Raw genomic sequence first — 14995 nt, forward strand, 5'->3', positions numbered from 1 at the left:
GCTGACCATGAGCGACCTGACCACCCAGCCCGTACGCAATCCGTTCGCCGATCGATCGATCGACGTCGCCGACGCGCGTCGGCGGATCCACCCCTGGCGTGTGGTCATCGGGGTGCTGCTCGCGCTGGTGACGGTTCAGATCGCGGTCTTCCTCGCCACCAACGAGCGCTTCGACTGGCCGGTCGTCGCGGAATACCTCTTCAACCCGAGCGTGCTCATGGGCCTGGGCATGTCGATCATGCTCACCGTGATCGGCATGGTGCTGGGCTCGATCCTGGGCACCGGGCTCGCCGCAGGGCAGTTGAGCGACTTCGCTCCGCTGCGCTGGGCGTGCATCGTGTTCGTGGGGGTGTTCCGCGGCGTCCCGCCGCTCGTGCAGCTCATCTTCTGGTACAACCTCGCGTACCTGCTGCCGCGCATCGCGGTGGGGGTGCCGTTCGGCCCGGAGCTGTTCAGCTGGTCGACGAACGACCTGATCACGCCGCTCACGGCGGCGATCATCGGTCTGTCATTGCACGAGGCGGCGTACATGGCCGAGATCGTCCGCGCGGGCATCCTGTCGGTCGACCAGGGTCAGCGCGACGCGGCGGCCGCCATGGGATTCAGCCGGTGGCATTCGTTCACTCGTGTGGTCCTGCCGCAGGCGATGCGCGTGATCATCCCGCCGACCGGTTCGCAGGTCATCGCGCTCCTGAAGGGAACCTCGCTCGTGAGCGTCATCGCGATGGGCGACCTGCTCCACTCGGTGCAGGTCATCTACAACCGCACCTACGAGGTCGTGCCGATGCTCCTCGTGGCCGTGATCTGGTACCTCGTCGTCGTGACCGCGCTGACCCTCGTGCAGCGCCGGGTCGAGCGGCACTTCAGCAGGGGAATGACGCGCGATGCGGTCGTGCGTCGCGTCGCGGCACGGACGGAGGTTGCGGCATGATCACGCCCACCGACACGACGCCCGTGCTGCAGGTCGTCGGACTGCGCAAGACATACGGCGACAACGTCGCCCTCGACGGCGTGGACTTCGAGGTGCACGCCCAGGAGGTCGTGGCCGTGCTCGGTCCGTCGGGCTCGGGAAAGTCGACGCTCGTGCGCTGCATCGACCAGCTCGAGACGATCCAGGGCGGGGCGATGTACCTCGACGGCGAGCTGCTGGGCTACGAGGTGCACAACGGCTCGATCCGCCCGCTGCGCGACAGCGACGTGCAGCGCCAGCGCCGCCGCATGGGCATGGTGTTCCAGCAGTTCAACCTGTTCCCGCACTGGACCGTCCTGCGGAACATCACCGAGGCGCCGATCAAGGTGCACGGCATGTCTCCCGCAGAGGCGCGCGAGCGCGCGATGGAGCTGCTGACGCGCGTCGGTCTCGCCGACAAGGCCGACGCGCATCCGCGTCAGCTCTCCGGCGGGCAGCAGCAGCGTGTCGCGATCGCGCGCGCGGTCGCGGCCAGGCCGCGGATCGTGCTCTTCGACGAGCCCACGAGCTCACTCGACCCGGAGCTCGTCGACGAAGTGCTCCAGGTCATGAAGGGGCTCGCGGAGTCCGGCATGACGATGGTGGTGGTCACGCACGAGCTCGAGTTCGCGCGGAACGTCGCCGACCGCTGCGTGTTCATGGCCGAGGGCAAGGTGATCGAGGATCGCGCGTCCAAGGACTTCTTCGCCGATCCGCGGTCGAGCCGCCTGCGCACGTTCCTCACACGGACCACCGCCGAGCACCAGGGCGGCGGCAGCGCGCCGGTCGAGAAGCGCGCCGCGAGCGGGGTCGATGCATGATCACCGTCCATGCCGTCGGCGACCTCGTGCTCGAGCGGGAGGATTCGCGCCCGCTCCTCGAGCCCGCACGCGAGGTCCTGCGCGGCGCCGACCTCGTGATCGGCCACCTCGAGATCCCGCATCTCCACGACGGCCTCGTGCAGACGACCGATGTGCCGGCGATTCCGGGTCCGCCGTCCGCGCTCGACGCGCTGGCCGACGCGGGGTTCGACATCCTCACGCTCGCAGGCAATCACGTGTACGACTTCGGTCCGGAGGGCATCCGTGAGACGCGCGAGCACTGCGAGCGGCGCGGGATGCACACGGCCGGCACGGGCGACACTCTCGACGAGGCGCTCGCGCCGGCGGTCGCGCACGTCGACGGGACCTCGGTCGCGGTGCTGAGCGTCAACTGCGTCGGGCCGCGCGAGTCGTGGGCCACGTCGCTCAAGCCGGGCGCCGCGTACGTCGATGTGGTGACGCACTACGAGCCTCGGGGCGCGAACCCCGGCGGTCCGCCGCGCATCCACACGTTCGCGGAGCAGGCGAGCCTGCGTCGCGTGTGCGACGCCGTCGAGCGCGCCGCATCCGAGGCGGATCACGTCATCGTCGCGCTCCACAAGGGCCTCGTGCACGCTCCGATCGACATCGCCGCGTACGAGCGCGAGGTGGCGCACGCCGTCATCGACGCGGGCGCGCACGCGGTGATCGCCCACCACGCGCACATCTTCAAGGGCGTGGAGCTGTACCGGGGGCATCCGATCTTCCACGGCCTCGGCAACTTCGCGACGGTCACCCGCGCGCTGGCCGGCCGCGACGAGGACTCGCTCGAGCGCCGCGCGTGGGCGCGCGAGCGTCGCCGCCTCTTCGGTTTCGACCCCGACCCGGCGATGCCGGACTACCCGTTCCACCCCGAGAGCCGCAACACCGCGATCGCTGTACTCGGGTTCGAGGGCGGCGGGGTCGACGCGGCCCTCATCCCGTGCTGGATCGACGACGACGCGCGCCCCGTGCCCGTGCACCGCGGCGACCGCGGCGACGACGTCGCCGACTACCTCCGAACAATCACGACCGAAGCCGGTTTCGCCACCGACCTCGCTTGGGACGGCGATCGGCTCGTCGTCCGCGAGCTGGAGCTGACATGACCCCGACCTCTTCCCCGACGCCCGGACCGCTCCACGGCAAGACCGTGCTGGACCTCACGACCGCGCTCGCCGGGCCGTATGCCACGCTCCTCCTCGCGAGCCTCGGCGCCCGCGTCATCAAGATCGAGAACCCCGAGCGCGGCGGCGACTCGTCGCGCAACAACTCGCCGTACGTGACCGCGGACGGGCTGCAGCTGCGCCGCACCGGGCCCGACGACATGTCGGTCTCGATGATGGCCCGCGGCCGCGGCAAGGAGAGCATCACGCTCAACCTCAAGAAGCCCGAGAGCCGTGAGGTGTTCTTCGACCTCGCGCGGCACGCCGACATCATCGTCGAGAACTACAGCGCGGGCGTCACGCGGCGACTCGGCATCGACTTCGCGGCGGTGCAGCAGGTGAACCGGCGCATCGTCTACACGTCGATCAGCGGATTCGGCGCGCAGGGCGTCCCCGGTGACGGCAAGGCGATGGACACGATCATCCAGGCGCTCAGCGGCGTGATGATGACCGCGGGCGAGCCGGGCGACGCTCCGGTGAGGTTCGGCCTGCCGATCGGCGACCTGGTCGCCCCGCTGTTCGCCGTGATCGGCACCCTGGGCGCCGTCATGCACGCGGATGCCACGGGCGAGGGCCAGCACGTCGACGTGTCGATGCTGGGCTCGCTCACCTCGCTCGTCGCGTGCGAGCCCTTCGACGCGCTCGAGTCCGTGGGCTTCCCGCTGCGGACGGGAAGCGTCGTCCCCCGCCTCGCGCCGTTCGGCACGTTCCAGACGGCGGACGGCTGGTTCGCGATCTGCGCGCCCACCGACTCGTTCGCGGAGGGGACGCTCGCCGCGATGGGTCGGCCCGACCTCATCAAGGACCCCCGGTTCGCCAACCGCGACGCCCGCGTCGCCCACGCCGACGAGCTGCACGCGCTCATCGCGGAATGGGCGCGCACGCGGTCGTCGGCCGAGGTGCTGTCGGCGTTCGAGCATCACGGCGTCCCGGCGGCGCCCGTGCGAGACACCGCGACCGCCGTGCGCGACGATGTCGTGACGAGCCGCGGCGAGGTGGTGCCGCTCGTGCATCCGCGTTTCGGTCACCTCGACGGGCTCTACGGCAGCGGTCTTCCGGTCGTGTTCTCGCGCAGCAGCGCGGACCTGTCCAAGCCCGCCCCCGCACTCGGCGAGCACACCGAGCAGGTGCTGCACGAGCTGCTCGGCTACGACGACGAACGGGTCTCCGCCCTTCGGGACGCCGGAGCGCTGTGACCGCCGATCGACCCGTCATCGCCGTCGTGGGCAACGACGTGCCGCGCCAGCTCGTGCTCGCCGCGAGCGCGCGGCCCCACCGGCTGACCGGGTCGTGGGGCGTGCCCGACGCCGCGGCGCAGGAGCTGCTGGGGGCCACGGATGCCACGGCCGCCCACATCCTCGCCGAGCTCCGTCGCGACGGGCACGGCTTCGCCGGCGTCGTCGTGTGCAGCGACTCGCAGGCGCACGTGCGGCTCTTCTACGCGCTGCGGGCGACGGGTGCGAGCCTTCCCGTGCACCTGCTCGACCTTCCGCGCGAGGACTCAGCCGCCGCGCGCCGGTTCGGCCGGTTCCAGCTCGAGAGCCTCGTCGACTTCTGCGCGAAGGCGACCGGGCGGAGGTCGGGTGCCGACGCCCTGCGCGAGGCTGCCGCCGCCGAGAGCCGGCTGGGGGAGGCCCTGGGCGCACTGCGCGCGCGCCGCCGCGCGGTTCCGCCCCGGTGCACGGGCGCCGATGCGCTGACCGCCTACCTGGCGGCGTCGCGCCTCGATCCCGCCGACGCGCTCGCGGTCGTCGACGCCGCACGGTCGGCGGCGGACGAAGACGCCGTGCGCGTGCACGTGACCGGCTCGAACCACCCGGATGCCGCGATCTACCGCGAGCTCGAAGCGCGCGGCTGCGTCGTGACCGGCGAAGACCACGACACCGGCGACGGCGCCTGGCTCGGCGTGGGGGTGGACTCGGGCGACCTCGACGCGGTGATCGACGGACTCCTCGACGCACACTTCGCGCGTACGGGCGCCTCGCCGACCGCGTACGCGGCCGCCCGCGGGGCGCTCACCGTCGCCATGAGCGAGAGGGACGGGGCGGATGCCGCGGCCGCCCTCATCCGCGACCTCGACGAGGCACCCCTGTGGGATCTCGCCGATCAGTCCGAGGGGCTGGCGGGGCGCGGCATCCGTCTCATCGTCCGATCCCGCGTGCGAGGAGGCGAGGCGATCGCCGCCGCCGCGGAGCTGGCCGACGAACTGCGCAAGGCGGTGGCGGCATGACGAACCACGCGTCTGCGCGCGAGCGGCTCGCGAGTGCCACCCGGGCGACCCGCCACCAGAAGGAGTGGTTCCTCGGGGTCGCCGAGCGGGCGCGGACCGGCGAGCCGTACGTGCTGGCGAACGCAGACGCACCGCACGAGATCCTGCGGGCGCTCGGCCTCCCATATGTCGTCAATCAGTGGTGGTCGTCGATCATCGCCGCGCGTTCTGCCGCCGACGCGAGTCTCGCGGCCGTCGCGGCGATGGGTCTGCCCGACGACAGCCGTCAATACGACGTGCTGCCGCTCGGCGCGGTCGAGCTTCCGCCGGACCGTGTCCCGTGGGGCGGCCTGCCCGCACCCCGGTTCGCGATCGCGGAGCGCAGCGGCGACGTGACCCACAAGATCTTCGAGCGGTGGGGCCGCCGCGAGGGGACCGAGACGTTCCTGCTGTCGCGCACGGCGGCCGTCCCGGCGCCGGAGGCGTGGTGGGAGCTCGTGACGGACCGGTGGGACGAGGTGTTCGGCGCGGAGCGGATCGACTTCCTGCGCGACGAGATCGAGATGCTCATCGCATGGCTCGAGGAGCGCACCGGGCGAGAGCTCGACGGGGCGTACCTGGCTCGGATCATGGCGCTCGCGAACGAGCAGGCCGAATGGAACCGCCGCACGCGCGATCTCCTCGCCGCGGCTCGGCCGCTGCCCGTCGAGGTGACCGACATCATCCCCGCGGTCATGGTGCCGCAGTGGCATCGCGGCACGCAGTGGGCGGTCGACGCGGCCCGCGGCCTTCACGACGAGGTCGCGGCGCGGATCGGGGCGGGGGCGGCGGTGTGCCCCGACGAGCGGCGCCGGCTCATGTGGATCGGTCGCGGTCTGTGGGGCGACCTCGAGATGTATCGGTCGTTCCAGGAGGAGTTCGGCGCGGTGTTCGTGTGGTCGATGTACCTCGCGATCGCGGCCGACGGCTACGCGCGATACGGCGATGATCCGCTGCGCACGCTGGCCGCGCGCTTCGTCGGCCTCACCGACCTGCTTTATGTGCCCCCGATGTCGTCGTCCTGGTACGCGAAGGAGGCCGTCGGGCACGGCGTCGACGGAGTCGTGCACCTCGTGGCCGACGACACCCCCGGCAGCGCCCTGATCTCGGCGGAGCTCGAGAACCGCGGCATCCCCGTGCTCGAGATCCGCGGCAGCAACGCCGACCCGCGCGCGACCGGCGATCTGCGCGACCGGATCGCGCGTTTCCTGCGCGATCGCGTGCCGGCGCGCGCCGGCGGGCGATGACGGTCACCGCGCGGCCGCGCGTCTTCGAGCCGTTCGCGAACAGCGGCTTCTCGCTGTACTTCACCGGGCAGGTGCTCTCGAACACGGGCACCTGGTTCCAGAATCTCGCGCTCTCCCTCGTGATCCTCGAGGTGACCGGAAGCGCGCAGTCCCTGAGCGGCGTGACGATCGCGCAGTTCCTGCCGCTGCTCGTGCTGAGCGTCCCGGCCGGCTGGGTCGCGGACCGGTTCCGCCCCCGCACGATCCTCCTCGTGACGACCCTTCTCTCGGCGATCGTCGTCGGCGGACTCGCGCTCACCACCCTCGACGAGACGCCCCAGCTCGTCGCGATCTACGCTCTGGTCGGCGCACTCGGCTGCGTGAACACGTTCGAGCGTGTCGCCGCGCAGGCGATCATCTTCGAGATCGTCGGTCCCGCCGAGCTCACGCGCGCCGCGTCGCTCTCGACGATCGCGCTCGCCTCGGCGCGCTCGATCGGCCCCGGGCTCGCCGGCATCGCCTTCCAGAGCCTGGGGCCGACGGCGTGCATGCTCGTCAACGCGGGCTCGTTCCTGTTCGTGTTCCTCTCGGTGCTGCTGATCCGCCCGTCGCGGCTGCATCCGCGCGCCCGTCGCGCCCGCACCGACGCCCCGCCGGCGCGGCGTCCGAACAGGCCGCTCGCGACGCTCCTCGTGGTGAACACGGTCGTCGCGCTGCTCGCGATGAATCTCGGGCTCGTGCTCACCTCGACCGTCGCGCTCACGTTCGACGGCGACGCGACCGCGGTGGGCGCCGCCCACGCGCTCAACGCGATCGGTGCGATCGTCGGTGGGATCCTCGCTGCCGGACGCGCGAGCGTCTCGGTGCGCTCGCTCACCGCCGCGTGCACGCTGTTCGGCGTGTCCCTGCTCGCGAACGCGGCCGCGCCGACGCTGTCGGTGTTCCTCCTGGCGGGTCCCCTCCTCGGACTCGGGGTCGGGTACTACCAGGGCGTCCTCAACGCGGCGGCGCAGGCGAGCGTGCCGCCGCCGCTCATCGGGCGGACGATGTCGCTCGTGACACTCGGAAACTACGGGATGGTGCCGTTCGGCGCACTGCTCATGGGATGGGTGATCGACCAGTCGAGCGGACGCGTGGCACTCGCGATCGGCGGGACGGCGGCCGTCGCGTGCGCGGTGTTCGTGGCGGCGCGCCTCGGGCGACGCCCGTCGCGATCCCCCGGCGTCGAGCCGGAGGCCGACGGCCCGGCGCAGTCCGAGCCGTCTACGCGGGAGTGAGCCCGCCGCCCTTGCTGGGGCGCCGACGTCGCGCGGCGACGGCAGCCGCCTCGGCCTCGGAGTCGCCGAAGTAGCCGCCCGCCAACTTCTGCGCCGCGCGATCGAGCACCTGCGGGAGCGAGGAGCCGAGGTCGGGGCCGAGGAGCTCGGTGAGGCGGTCCTCGCGCTGGATCATCTCGGCCTCGCACTCGCGCAGCACACGCCACCCCTGCTCGCTCAGGGCGACGAGTCGGACGCGGCGGTTCGTCGGATGCGGGACCCGTTCGATGAGCCCGCGCTCGAGCAGCTCGGCCGACACGACGTGCGCGGCCTGCGAGCTGACGAAGGTGCGGCGCGCGACCTGCGCGTTCGAGAGGGGGAGCCCTTCGCCGAGCACCTGCAGGATGAGCAGCTGCGGAAGGGTCACGTCGTGTGCGAGAGCCGTGTTCTCGGCGGCGCGGTTGAGGGCCCGTGCGAGACGATAGGCGGTGTAGTTGAGCCGATCGGTTGCCGGCTTCCCGCGGGGGTCACGACTCAGATCCGGCACGCTTCCAGCCTAGGGCGGATGCCGCGCCCCGGCTGACCACGCGGCCGGAAATCCCCTGACCAGACCGTCACGGAAGGTCGAATTCGAGCGCGCGGCGGCCCGTCGATGCCAGGATGTTCGCCATGGTCGTGGCGGAAACCACCCGGGCGTCGAGCCGCGCACGGAGGGGATCGCCCGTGCGCCAGGTGCTCACCCTCTTCGGAGACTACTGGTGGCACGTGGCCGTGCCGCTCCCGTCCGGCGCGATCATCGCGGCGATGGGGGACCTCGGCGTCAAGGAGCCGGCGACCCGCGCGACGCTCTCGCGCATGGTGCAGACCGGTCTGCTCGACGCCGATCGGGTCGGCCGACGCACGACCCACGCCCTCACGGCGCGCGCGAAGCGCATCGTGGAGGAGGAGGCCCAGTGGCTCGACACCTTCGGGCGTCGCGAGCCGCAGTGGGACGGTCTGTGGAGCGTGCTCGCGTTCTCGATCCCCGAGTCGCGGCGGGCCGTGCGCCACAGCGCGCGGTCGCGCCTCAAGTGGCTCGGGTTCGCGCCGCTCTACGACGGCCTGTGGATCTCACCGCTCGACACCGCGGATGAGGCGATGGCGCAGCTGCGCTCCCTCGGGGTCGATGACGTCACGGCGATGCGCGCGACCCTCGAGACGTCGTTCGACGGGCCGCAGCGAGCGTGGGATCTTGCGGCGGTTGCGCGGCAGTACGCCGAGTTCGAGGCCGATCTGAGGAACGGGCCGGATGCCGCGGACCCCGCCGTCGCGCTGTGCGAGCGCTCGCGCCTGATGCTCGCATGGCAGGCGTTCCGCGGTCTCGATGCGGGCCTGCCCGCCGAGCTGCTGCCCGACCCGTGGCCGCGCGCCGCGACGCGCCGCCTCTTCGCGGAGCGCTACGACGAGCTGGCGCCGCGTGCGGAGCAGCGCATGCGCCACCACGTCGCCGCGATCAGTCCCGAGCTCGCGGCATCCGTCACCGAGAGACGACTCGGACAACAGTCGAACTTTCGTTGACGACCGTCACGCTCACTTCTAGCATGTGAGCCACGCGGCACTGTCGCCGCGTATGACGACGACGTCGAACGGAGGTCTTTCCATGAAGAGACGAAAGAGCGGGCGCGCGATCGCGTCCGCTGCGGCGATCGCGGGGCTCGCGCTGAGCCTGATCGCAGCACCACCGGCCGCGCTCGCGCGGCCGTCCGTGTCGATCGAGGTCCTCTCGGGCCGCGCCGACACGATTTCCGGCGGCGACGCCCTCCTCGCCGTGGCCGGCACGAAGAAGGATCCCCAGATCCTCGCCGCCGGCGTCGACGTGACCGATGCGTTCCAGGAGCAGGACGGCCGCCTCGTGGGCCTCGTCGAGGGCCTGCCGGTCGGCGCGAGCGAGATCCAGGTGCTCGCGCACAACGGCAAGGTCGACGCGACGCTCGAGGTCGAGAACCACCCGATCACGGGTCCGGTGTTCTCCGGTCCGCAGCATCCGATGTACTGCACCGCCTCCGGCTCCGCTTGGAACCTCGGACCGGTCGATGAGGACTGCCACGTCGCCGAGGCGCGCGTGACCTACCGCTACCGCACGACCACCGGGCAGTTCGCGAACTACCCGACCGACGGCTCGGTGCCGGCGAACGTCGCGACCACGACGGTCGACGGCGAGACGGTGCCCTACGTCGTGCGCATCGAGCGCGGCACGATCAACCGCGGAGTGTACGAGTTCGCGGTCCTCGACGAACCGGGCGGCGTCGAGCCGAGCCCGTTCGCAGAGCTCCCCGGCTGGAACGGCAAGCTCGCGTACACGTTCGGCGGCGCGTGCGGCGTCGGGTACTGGCAGGGCACGTCGACGGGCGGCGTCGAGAACGACATGCTGCTCAGCCGTGGTTACGCGGTCGCGTCGGCGACGTTCAACGTCTACGCGACGAACTGCAACGACGTCACCAGCGCCGAGACCGCGATGATGGTCAAGGAGCATGTGATCGAGCAGCTCGGCCCCGTGACGTACACGATCGGCTCGGGCGGTTCGGCCGGCACGATGCAGCAGCTCCTGCTGTCGAACAACTACCCGGGCATCCTCGACGGCGTCCTGGGTGAGATCGGCTACCCCGACGAGCGTTCGACGACGATCGGCGGGCACGACTGCCGCGGTCTGCAGAACTACTGGGCCTCGCCTGCCGGCGCCGGCTGGACCGACGCGCAGAAGCTCGCGGTGACGGGCCACGCGGCAACGTTCACGTGCGTCGGATTCACGTTCTTCGACGGCGTCGACGACCCGAACCGCGGATGCGCCGCGGCGATCCCGGTCGCCGACCGCTGGTCGCCGAGCAACCCCGACGGGCTGCGCTGCACGATCGCCGACATGGTCAAGAACGTGTACGGCACCGACGACCAGGGTCGCGGCCTGCGCGTCGAGCCCGACAACGTCGGCGTGCAGTACGGCCTGAACGCGCTGAAGGACGGCGCCATCACGGTCGAGCAGTTCCTGTCGCTCAACGAGAACATCGGCGGCATGGACGTCGACGGCAACCGCACCGCGGAGCGGTCGGTGGCCAGCGTCGAGGCGATCGAGCGGGCGTTCGCGACCGGGCGGATCAACATGATGACGGGCGGCCTCGCGTCGATCCCCGTGATCGAGATCCGGCCGTACACCGACCCGACCGGCGACTTCCACGAGCGCTACCGGTCCGCGATCATCCGCGAGCGGATGATGATGGCCTACGGCAACGCCGACACGCACGTGAACTGGACGGGTCCGAACATCGGAGCGAACACGAACGCGATGCGGGTCGCCGCCCTCGACAAGCTCGAGGAGTGGCTCGACGCGATCGTGGCCGCGGGCGGAATGGCCGACCGCGCCCGCACGGTCGCGGCGCGTCCCGCCGACCTGCAGGACGGGTGCTTCGACGCATCCGGCGCGTTCATCGCCGAGCCGCTCGACTACGACGACCCGACGACGACGTGCAACCAGCTGTACCCGTACCACTCGCAGCCGCGCGCCGAAGCGGGCATGCCGCTCCGGGCGGACGTCATGAAGTGCGAGACGACCGCCCCGGTGCGTGGGGAGTACCCCGAGATGACGGATGCCCAGTGGCAGCGTCTGCTCGCGGCCTTCCCCGAGGGCGTGTGCGACTGGTCGAAGCCGAGCCAGGGCTACACGGAGCTCGAGGGCACGTGGCTCGAGTTCGGCGAGACCGAGCGGGTGGCGGTGTCGGGGCCGAAGATCGTCGGCAACGCCAAGGTCGGCGTCGAGCTGCAGGCGCAGGCCTCGTCGTCGACGCCCGGCGCGGTCCTCGCGTACCAGTGGATCGCCGACGGGCAGCCGATCGCCGGTGCGACGTCGACGACGTTCACGCCGGACGCGTCGCTGGCGGGCGCGGTCATCACAGTGCGAGTGGATGCGACGGCGGACGGGCTCGTCCCCGTGAGCGTCGTGTCCGACCCGACGCACAAGGTGGCCGGACCTCGCCGGTGATCGCCGGGGCTCTGTGAGCCCGTGAAAAGAGGGAGGGGATGACCTCGTCCGGTCATCCCCTCCCTCTCCGTCTGTCGCGGATGCCTCAGTAGAGCCGCTCGAGAAGCTCGAGGCCCCGCTTCGCCCACTCGATCTCGACGCGCGCACGCTCGGCCAGGCCCTCGTACGCGAAGCGCTTGAATTCGATCGTGCGCTCGCGGTCCTCGTCGCGGGTGACCGCGAGGCGGCGCGTGAGCATCGGGTTGCTCAGGTTCGCGATGTGGGTGAGCTCGCCCTCGAACTGCTCGAGCTCGCTCTCCCAGTGCGCGATGTGGCGCTCGAGGAACTCGCGCGCGGCCCGCGCCGTGGCCGACTCGAGGTAGGCGGCCCGCAGGTGGGCGGGGTCGCGCACCCGCTGATAGTCCAGCGGCGATTCCATCCACTCGACGAACGCGCGCTCGCCGGCATCCGTCACGTGGTAGACCCGACGCGTGCCGCGTTCGCCGCGCGTCTGCTCTTCGCCCTCGATGAGGCCGTCGGCCTCCATCTTGCGCAGCTCGGGATAGATCTGCGAGTCGGGCGCGTGCCACACATGCCCGACCGACTGGTGGAACTGCTTCTGCAGGTCGTAGCCCGACAGCGGCCCCACGCGGAGGATCGCGAGAAGGGCGAAGCGCAGGCTCATGGTTCTCCTCTGGGGCGGCCGGATGTGGTGCGAGGGGGCCCGCCCGGTGCGGACGGACCCCCTCGGGTCTCTCATGTCAGGACGTCGCGACGTTCTCGTACCCGGTGCGCCATCCGCCGTGGTACGACTGACGGGCGACCGTCGAGTACGGAACGGGGCTGACGACCGCGCGGACGGGCAGCTGCACGTGCGGCTCGACCGTGGCCTTCTTCGAGTTCGGCTCCTCGCCCCACAGGACGCGCAGCTCGGTGCCCTCCGGGACATCCGGGTCGATCGTCGCGAGCGACAGCGCACGACGCTCGTTCGAGCTGTAGCCCGTGAACATCGAGAAGCCCACGACGGTGCCGTCGGCGTCGACCACGGCGTCGTAGTTCGCCGAGCCGTAGTTCGCGAGCGGCAGGTCGAAGAACTTGTAGCTCGGGCCCTCCACGTTGAAGAGCGAGCCGTAGATCTTCGTCATGTCCTCGGCGTCCCACGCGAGGGTGACCTTCTTGCGCTGCGTCGCGGGGTCGATCTTCTCGAGCGCGTCGCGGCCGATGAAGTCGTGGTCGAACTTGACGAACGAGCCGTAGCCGAGCTCCCACGGCGTGAGGTAGTAGTCCTCGATGTTGTCCGACACGAACGAGCCGGCCAGCGTGCCGGTCGCCTCGTAGCTGTCGACGCCGAGCCACTCACGGTAGGCGCGCTCCTCCTCGCCCGTGTAGATCGCGGGGAGGGGCGACGGGATCCAGCCGGACTCGAGCGTGTTCGACGGGTACGCACGCGAACCCACCGGCAGCAGGCCGAACTCGGCGCCCGCCTCGACGATCGTGTCGCGGATGAGGTCGTGGTCCTCGTAGGGGCCCCAGATCTCGAGGCCCGGGGCGCCCGCCATGCCGTGGCGCAGCGTGCGGACCTGCTTGCCGGCGATCTGCATCGTCGACATGTTGAAGAAGCCGATCTTCTCGAGCGGGCCGCCGTTGAGCTTCTCGATGACCTGCCACGCGTTCGGGCCCTGGATCTGGAAGCGGTAGTACTGGCGCGAGACGGCGTGGCCGTACGGGCGCGAAGGCGAACGGCGGTCGACGGTGATATCGAGGTTCTGGTAGCCGCCGGTCTCACCGTGGAAGAGCAGCCAGTTCGACGCGGGCGCGCGACCCACGTACACGAACTCCTCCTCGGCCTCGCGGAAGAGGATGCCGTCGCCGATCACGTGGCCCGACGCGGTCGTCGGCACGTACTGCTTCGCCTTGTTCACCGCGAAGTTCGCGACCGAGTTGATCGCCGTGTCCGAGATGAGCTTTATCGCGTCGGAGCCCTTGATGAAGACGTTGTCCATGTGGTGCGACTGGTCGTACAGGACGGCCGTGTCGCGCCACGCCTTCTGCTCCTTGATCCACGACGAGAAGTCCGCCGGGACGACGGGGTAGATGTACGAGCCGATCTGCGAGTTGCGCAGCAGCTCGACCGGGTTGGTCTGGTCCAGGAGCTCCTGGAGATTCTTGGCCACGAGTGTGAACCTCTCTGTTCGGATAGGGGTGCCGCGGGTGCGGCACCGGGGGTGGGTTACGGTCGGTCGGTGAAGACGATCGTGTGGTTGCCGTGGCGGATGACACGGTCTTCGGCGTGCCACTGCACGGCGCGCGACAGCACGGCCCGCTCCACGTAGGCGCCGCGGGCCTGGAGGTCGGCGGCGTCCATCGCGTGGTTGACGCGCGCGACGTCCTGCTCGATGATCGGGCCCTCGTCGAGGTCCTTCGTCACGTAGTGGCTCGTCGCGCCGATCAGCTTCACGCCGCGCTCCTTCGCCTTGCGGTAGGGCGCTGCGCCGATGAACGCGGGCAGGAACGAGTGGTGGATGTTGATGATCGGCACGCCGACCTTCTCGAGGAAGTCCTCGGAGATGATCTGCATGTAGCGGGCCAGCACGATGAAGTCGACGTTGCCCTTGACCAGCTCGAGGATCTTCGCTTCGGCCTCGCTCTTGTCCGGCCCCTGCGAGGGCACGTGGAAGAACGGGATGCCGAACGTGCGGACGTCCTCGGCGGTGTTGGTGTGGTTCGAGATCACCATGGGGATCGTCACCGGCAGCTCGCCGCGGCGGTGACGCCACAGCAGCTCGAGCAGGCAGTGGTCGCTCGTGGAGACGAGGATCGCCATCCGCTTCGGGATGGACTGGTCGGTGAGCGTCCACTCCACCCCGAGCGGCTTCAGGGTCTTGGCGAGGTCTGCCTCGATCTCGTCGATTGCGGCTGCCAGGTCGGGGCGGTGGAACACGACCCGCTGGAAGAATGCGCCCCCCTCGGGGTTGTCGGAGTACTGGTCGAGGGTGACGATGTTGCCTTTGTTGCGGGTGACGAGGCCGGTGACGGCCGCGACCAGGCCGGGCTGGTCGGGGCCGTGCACGATCAGACAGGCGTGGTCGCGTTTGGGTTCGATGTGCGGGGACATTCTCGGATGCTCCTCGGACGAAGGCTCGGGACGGGTCAGGCCTGCGCGGCCAGGTACTCGCGGACCCACTCCGACGTCGCGAGCAGGCCGCCGAACGTGTAGAAGTGCAGCTTCACGTCACCGTAACCGGTCGCTGAGCCCGTCGAACCGGTCGCTGAGCCCGTCGAACCGGTCGCTGAGCCCGTCGAACCGGTCGCTGAGCCCGTCGAAC

Annotated in this window: 13 protein-coding genes; 9 read left to right on the forward strand and 4 right to left on the reverse strand. The window is 70.7% G+C overall.

What is annotated here, in order from left to right; genetic code table 11:
- Nucleotides 1–7 precede the first annotated feature (7 nt).
- Genes VFF97_RS15330 through VFF97_RS15360 form a run of 7 tightly spaced genes read left to right on the forward strand, consistent with a single transcriptional unit; the run spans nucleotide 8 to nucleotide 7702 of the window.
- Nucleotides 8–931: an amino acid ABC transporter permease gene (locus VFF97_RS15330; protein ID WP_325034363.1), complete on the forward strand. Its 924-nt coding sequence runs from the start codon at nucleotides 8–10 to the stop codon at nucleotides 929–931.
- A complete protein-coding gene (locus tag VFF97_RS15335; protein WP_325034364.1) occupies nucleotides 928–1770 on the forward strand; it encodes an amino acid ABC transporter ATP-binding protein in 843 nt (280 codons plus the stop codon). Before VFF97_RS15330 ends, VFF97_RS15335 begins: the two co-directional genes overlap by 4 nt.
- Entirely contained in the window at nucleotides 1767–2894 is a 1128-nt protein-coding gene (locus VFF97_RS15340) for a CapA family protein (protein ID WP_325034365.1), read from the forward strand. The genes VFF97_RS15335 and VFF97_RS15340 overlap by 4 nt, the downstream gene beginning before the upstream one ends.
- Nucleotides 2891–4147 carry a CoA transferase gene (locus VFF97_RS15345; protein WP_325034366.1) on the forward strand — a complete coding sequence of 419 codons (1257 nt, stop codon included), beginning with the start codon at nucleotides 2891–2893 and terminating at the stop codon, nucleotides 4145–4147. Before VFF97_RS15340 ends, VFF97_RS15345 begins: the two co-directional genes overlap by 4 nt.
- The gene (locus tag VFF97_RS15350) at nucleotides 4144–5181 is read left to right on the forward strand and encodes a 2-hydroxyacyl-CoA dehydratase family protein (protein ID WP_325034367.1); all 1038 of its coding nucleotides are present in this window, start codon (nucleotides 4144–4146) and stop codon (nucleotides 5179–5181) included. Before VFF97_RS15345 ends, VFF97_RS15350 begins: the two co-directional genes overlap by 4 nt.
- Nucleotides 5178–6446, forward strand: a complete 1269-nt coding sequence (locus VFF97_RS15355) for a 2-hydroxyacyl-CoA dehydratase family protein (RefSeq protein ID WP_325034368.1) — start codon at nucleotides 5178–5180, stop codon at nucleotides 6444–6446. The genes VFF97_RS15350 and VFF97_RS15355 overlap by 4 nt, the downstream gene beginning before the upstream one ends.
- Nucleotides 6443–7702 carry an MFS transporter gene (locus tag VFF97_RS15360; protein ID WP_325034369.1) on the forward strand — a complete coding sequence of 420 codons (1260 nt, stop codon included), beginning with the start codon at nucleotides 6443–6445 and terminating at the stop codon, nucleotides 7700–7702. Before VFF97_RS15355 ends, VFF97_RS15360 begins: the two co-directional genes overlap by 4 nt.
- Here the strand turns inward: VFF97_RS15360 and VFF97_RS15365 are convergent.
- On the reverse strand, nucleotides 7689–8228 hold the full coding sequence (locus VFF97_RS15365; RefSeq protein ID WP_325034370.1) for a MarR family winged helix-turn-helix transcriptional regulator: 540 nt from the start codon (nucleotides 8226–8228) through the stop codon (nucleotides 7689–7691). The two genes, VFF97_RS15360 and VFF97_RS15365, sit on opposite strands and share 14 nt — an antisense overlap.
- A 122-nt stretch (nucleotides 8229–8350) precedes the next feature.
- Between VFF97_RS15365 and VFF97_RS15370 the strand changes: the two genes are divergently transcribed.
- Nucleotides 8351–9238 (forward strand): PaaX family transcriptional regulator C-terminal domain-containing protein, encoded by an 888-nt coding sequence (locus tag VFF97_RS15370; RefSeq protein ID WP_325034371.1) that lies wholly within the window; start codon nucleotides 8351–8353, stop codon nucleotides 9236–9238.
- A gap of 82 nt (nucleotides 9239–9320) precedes the next feature.
- On the forward strand, nucleotides 9321–11690 hold the full coding sequence (locus VFF97_RS15375) for a DUF6351 family protein (protein ID WP_325034372.1): 2370 nt from the start codon (nucleotides 9321–9323) through the stop codon (nucleotides 11688–11690).
- A gap of 85 nt (nucleotides 11691–11775) precedes the next feature.
- On the opposite strand, the gene VFF97_RS15380 is transcribed toward VFF97_RS15375, so the two are convergent.
- The 3 genes from VFF97_RS15380 to purU all read right to left on the reverse strand — a co-directional run bounded on the left by VFF97_RS15380 (nucleotide 11776) and on the right by purU (nucleotide 14784).
- Complete coding sequence (locus VFF97_RS15380) at nucleotides 11776–12354, reverse strand: PadR family transcriptional regulator (protein ID WP_325034373.1); 579 nt, start codon at nucleotides 12352–12354, stop codon at nucleotides 11776–11778.
- Nucleotides 12355–12430: 76 nt separating this feature from the next.
- On the reverse strand, nucleotides 12431–13843 hold the full coding sequence (ligM, locus tag VFF97_RS15385; RefSeq protein WP_325034374.1) for a vanillate/3-O-methylgallate O-demethylase: 1413 nt from the start codon (nucleotides 13841–13843) through the stop codon (nucleotides 12431–12433).
- A 56-nt stretch (nucleotides 13844–13899) separates the two neighbouring features.
- A complete protein-coding gene (gene purU / locus VFF97_RS15390; protein WP_325034375.1) occupies nucleotides 13900–14784 on the reverse strand; it encodes a formyltetrahydrofolate deformylase in 885 nt (294 codons plus the stop codon).
- Nucleotides 14785–14995: the final 211 nt, after the last annotated feature.

Source organism: Microbacterium sp. (assembly GCF_035687345.1).
Lineage (GTDB): Bacteria > Actinomycetota > Actinomycetes > Actinomycetales > Microbacteriaceae > Microbacterium.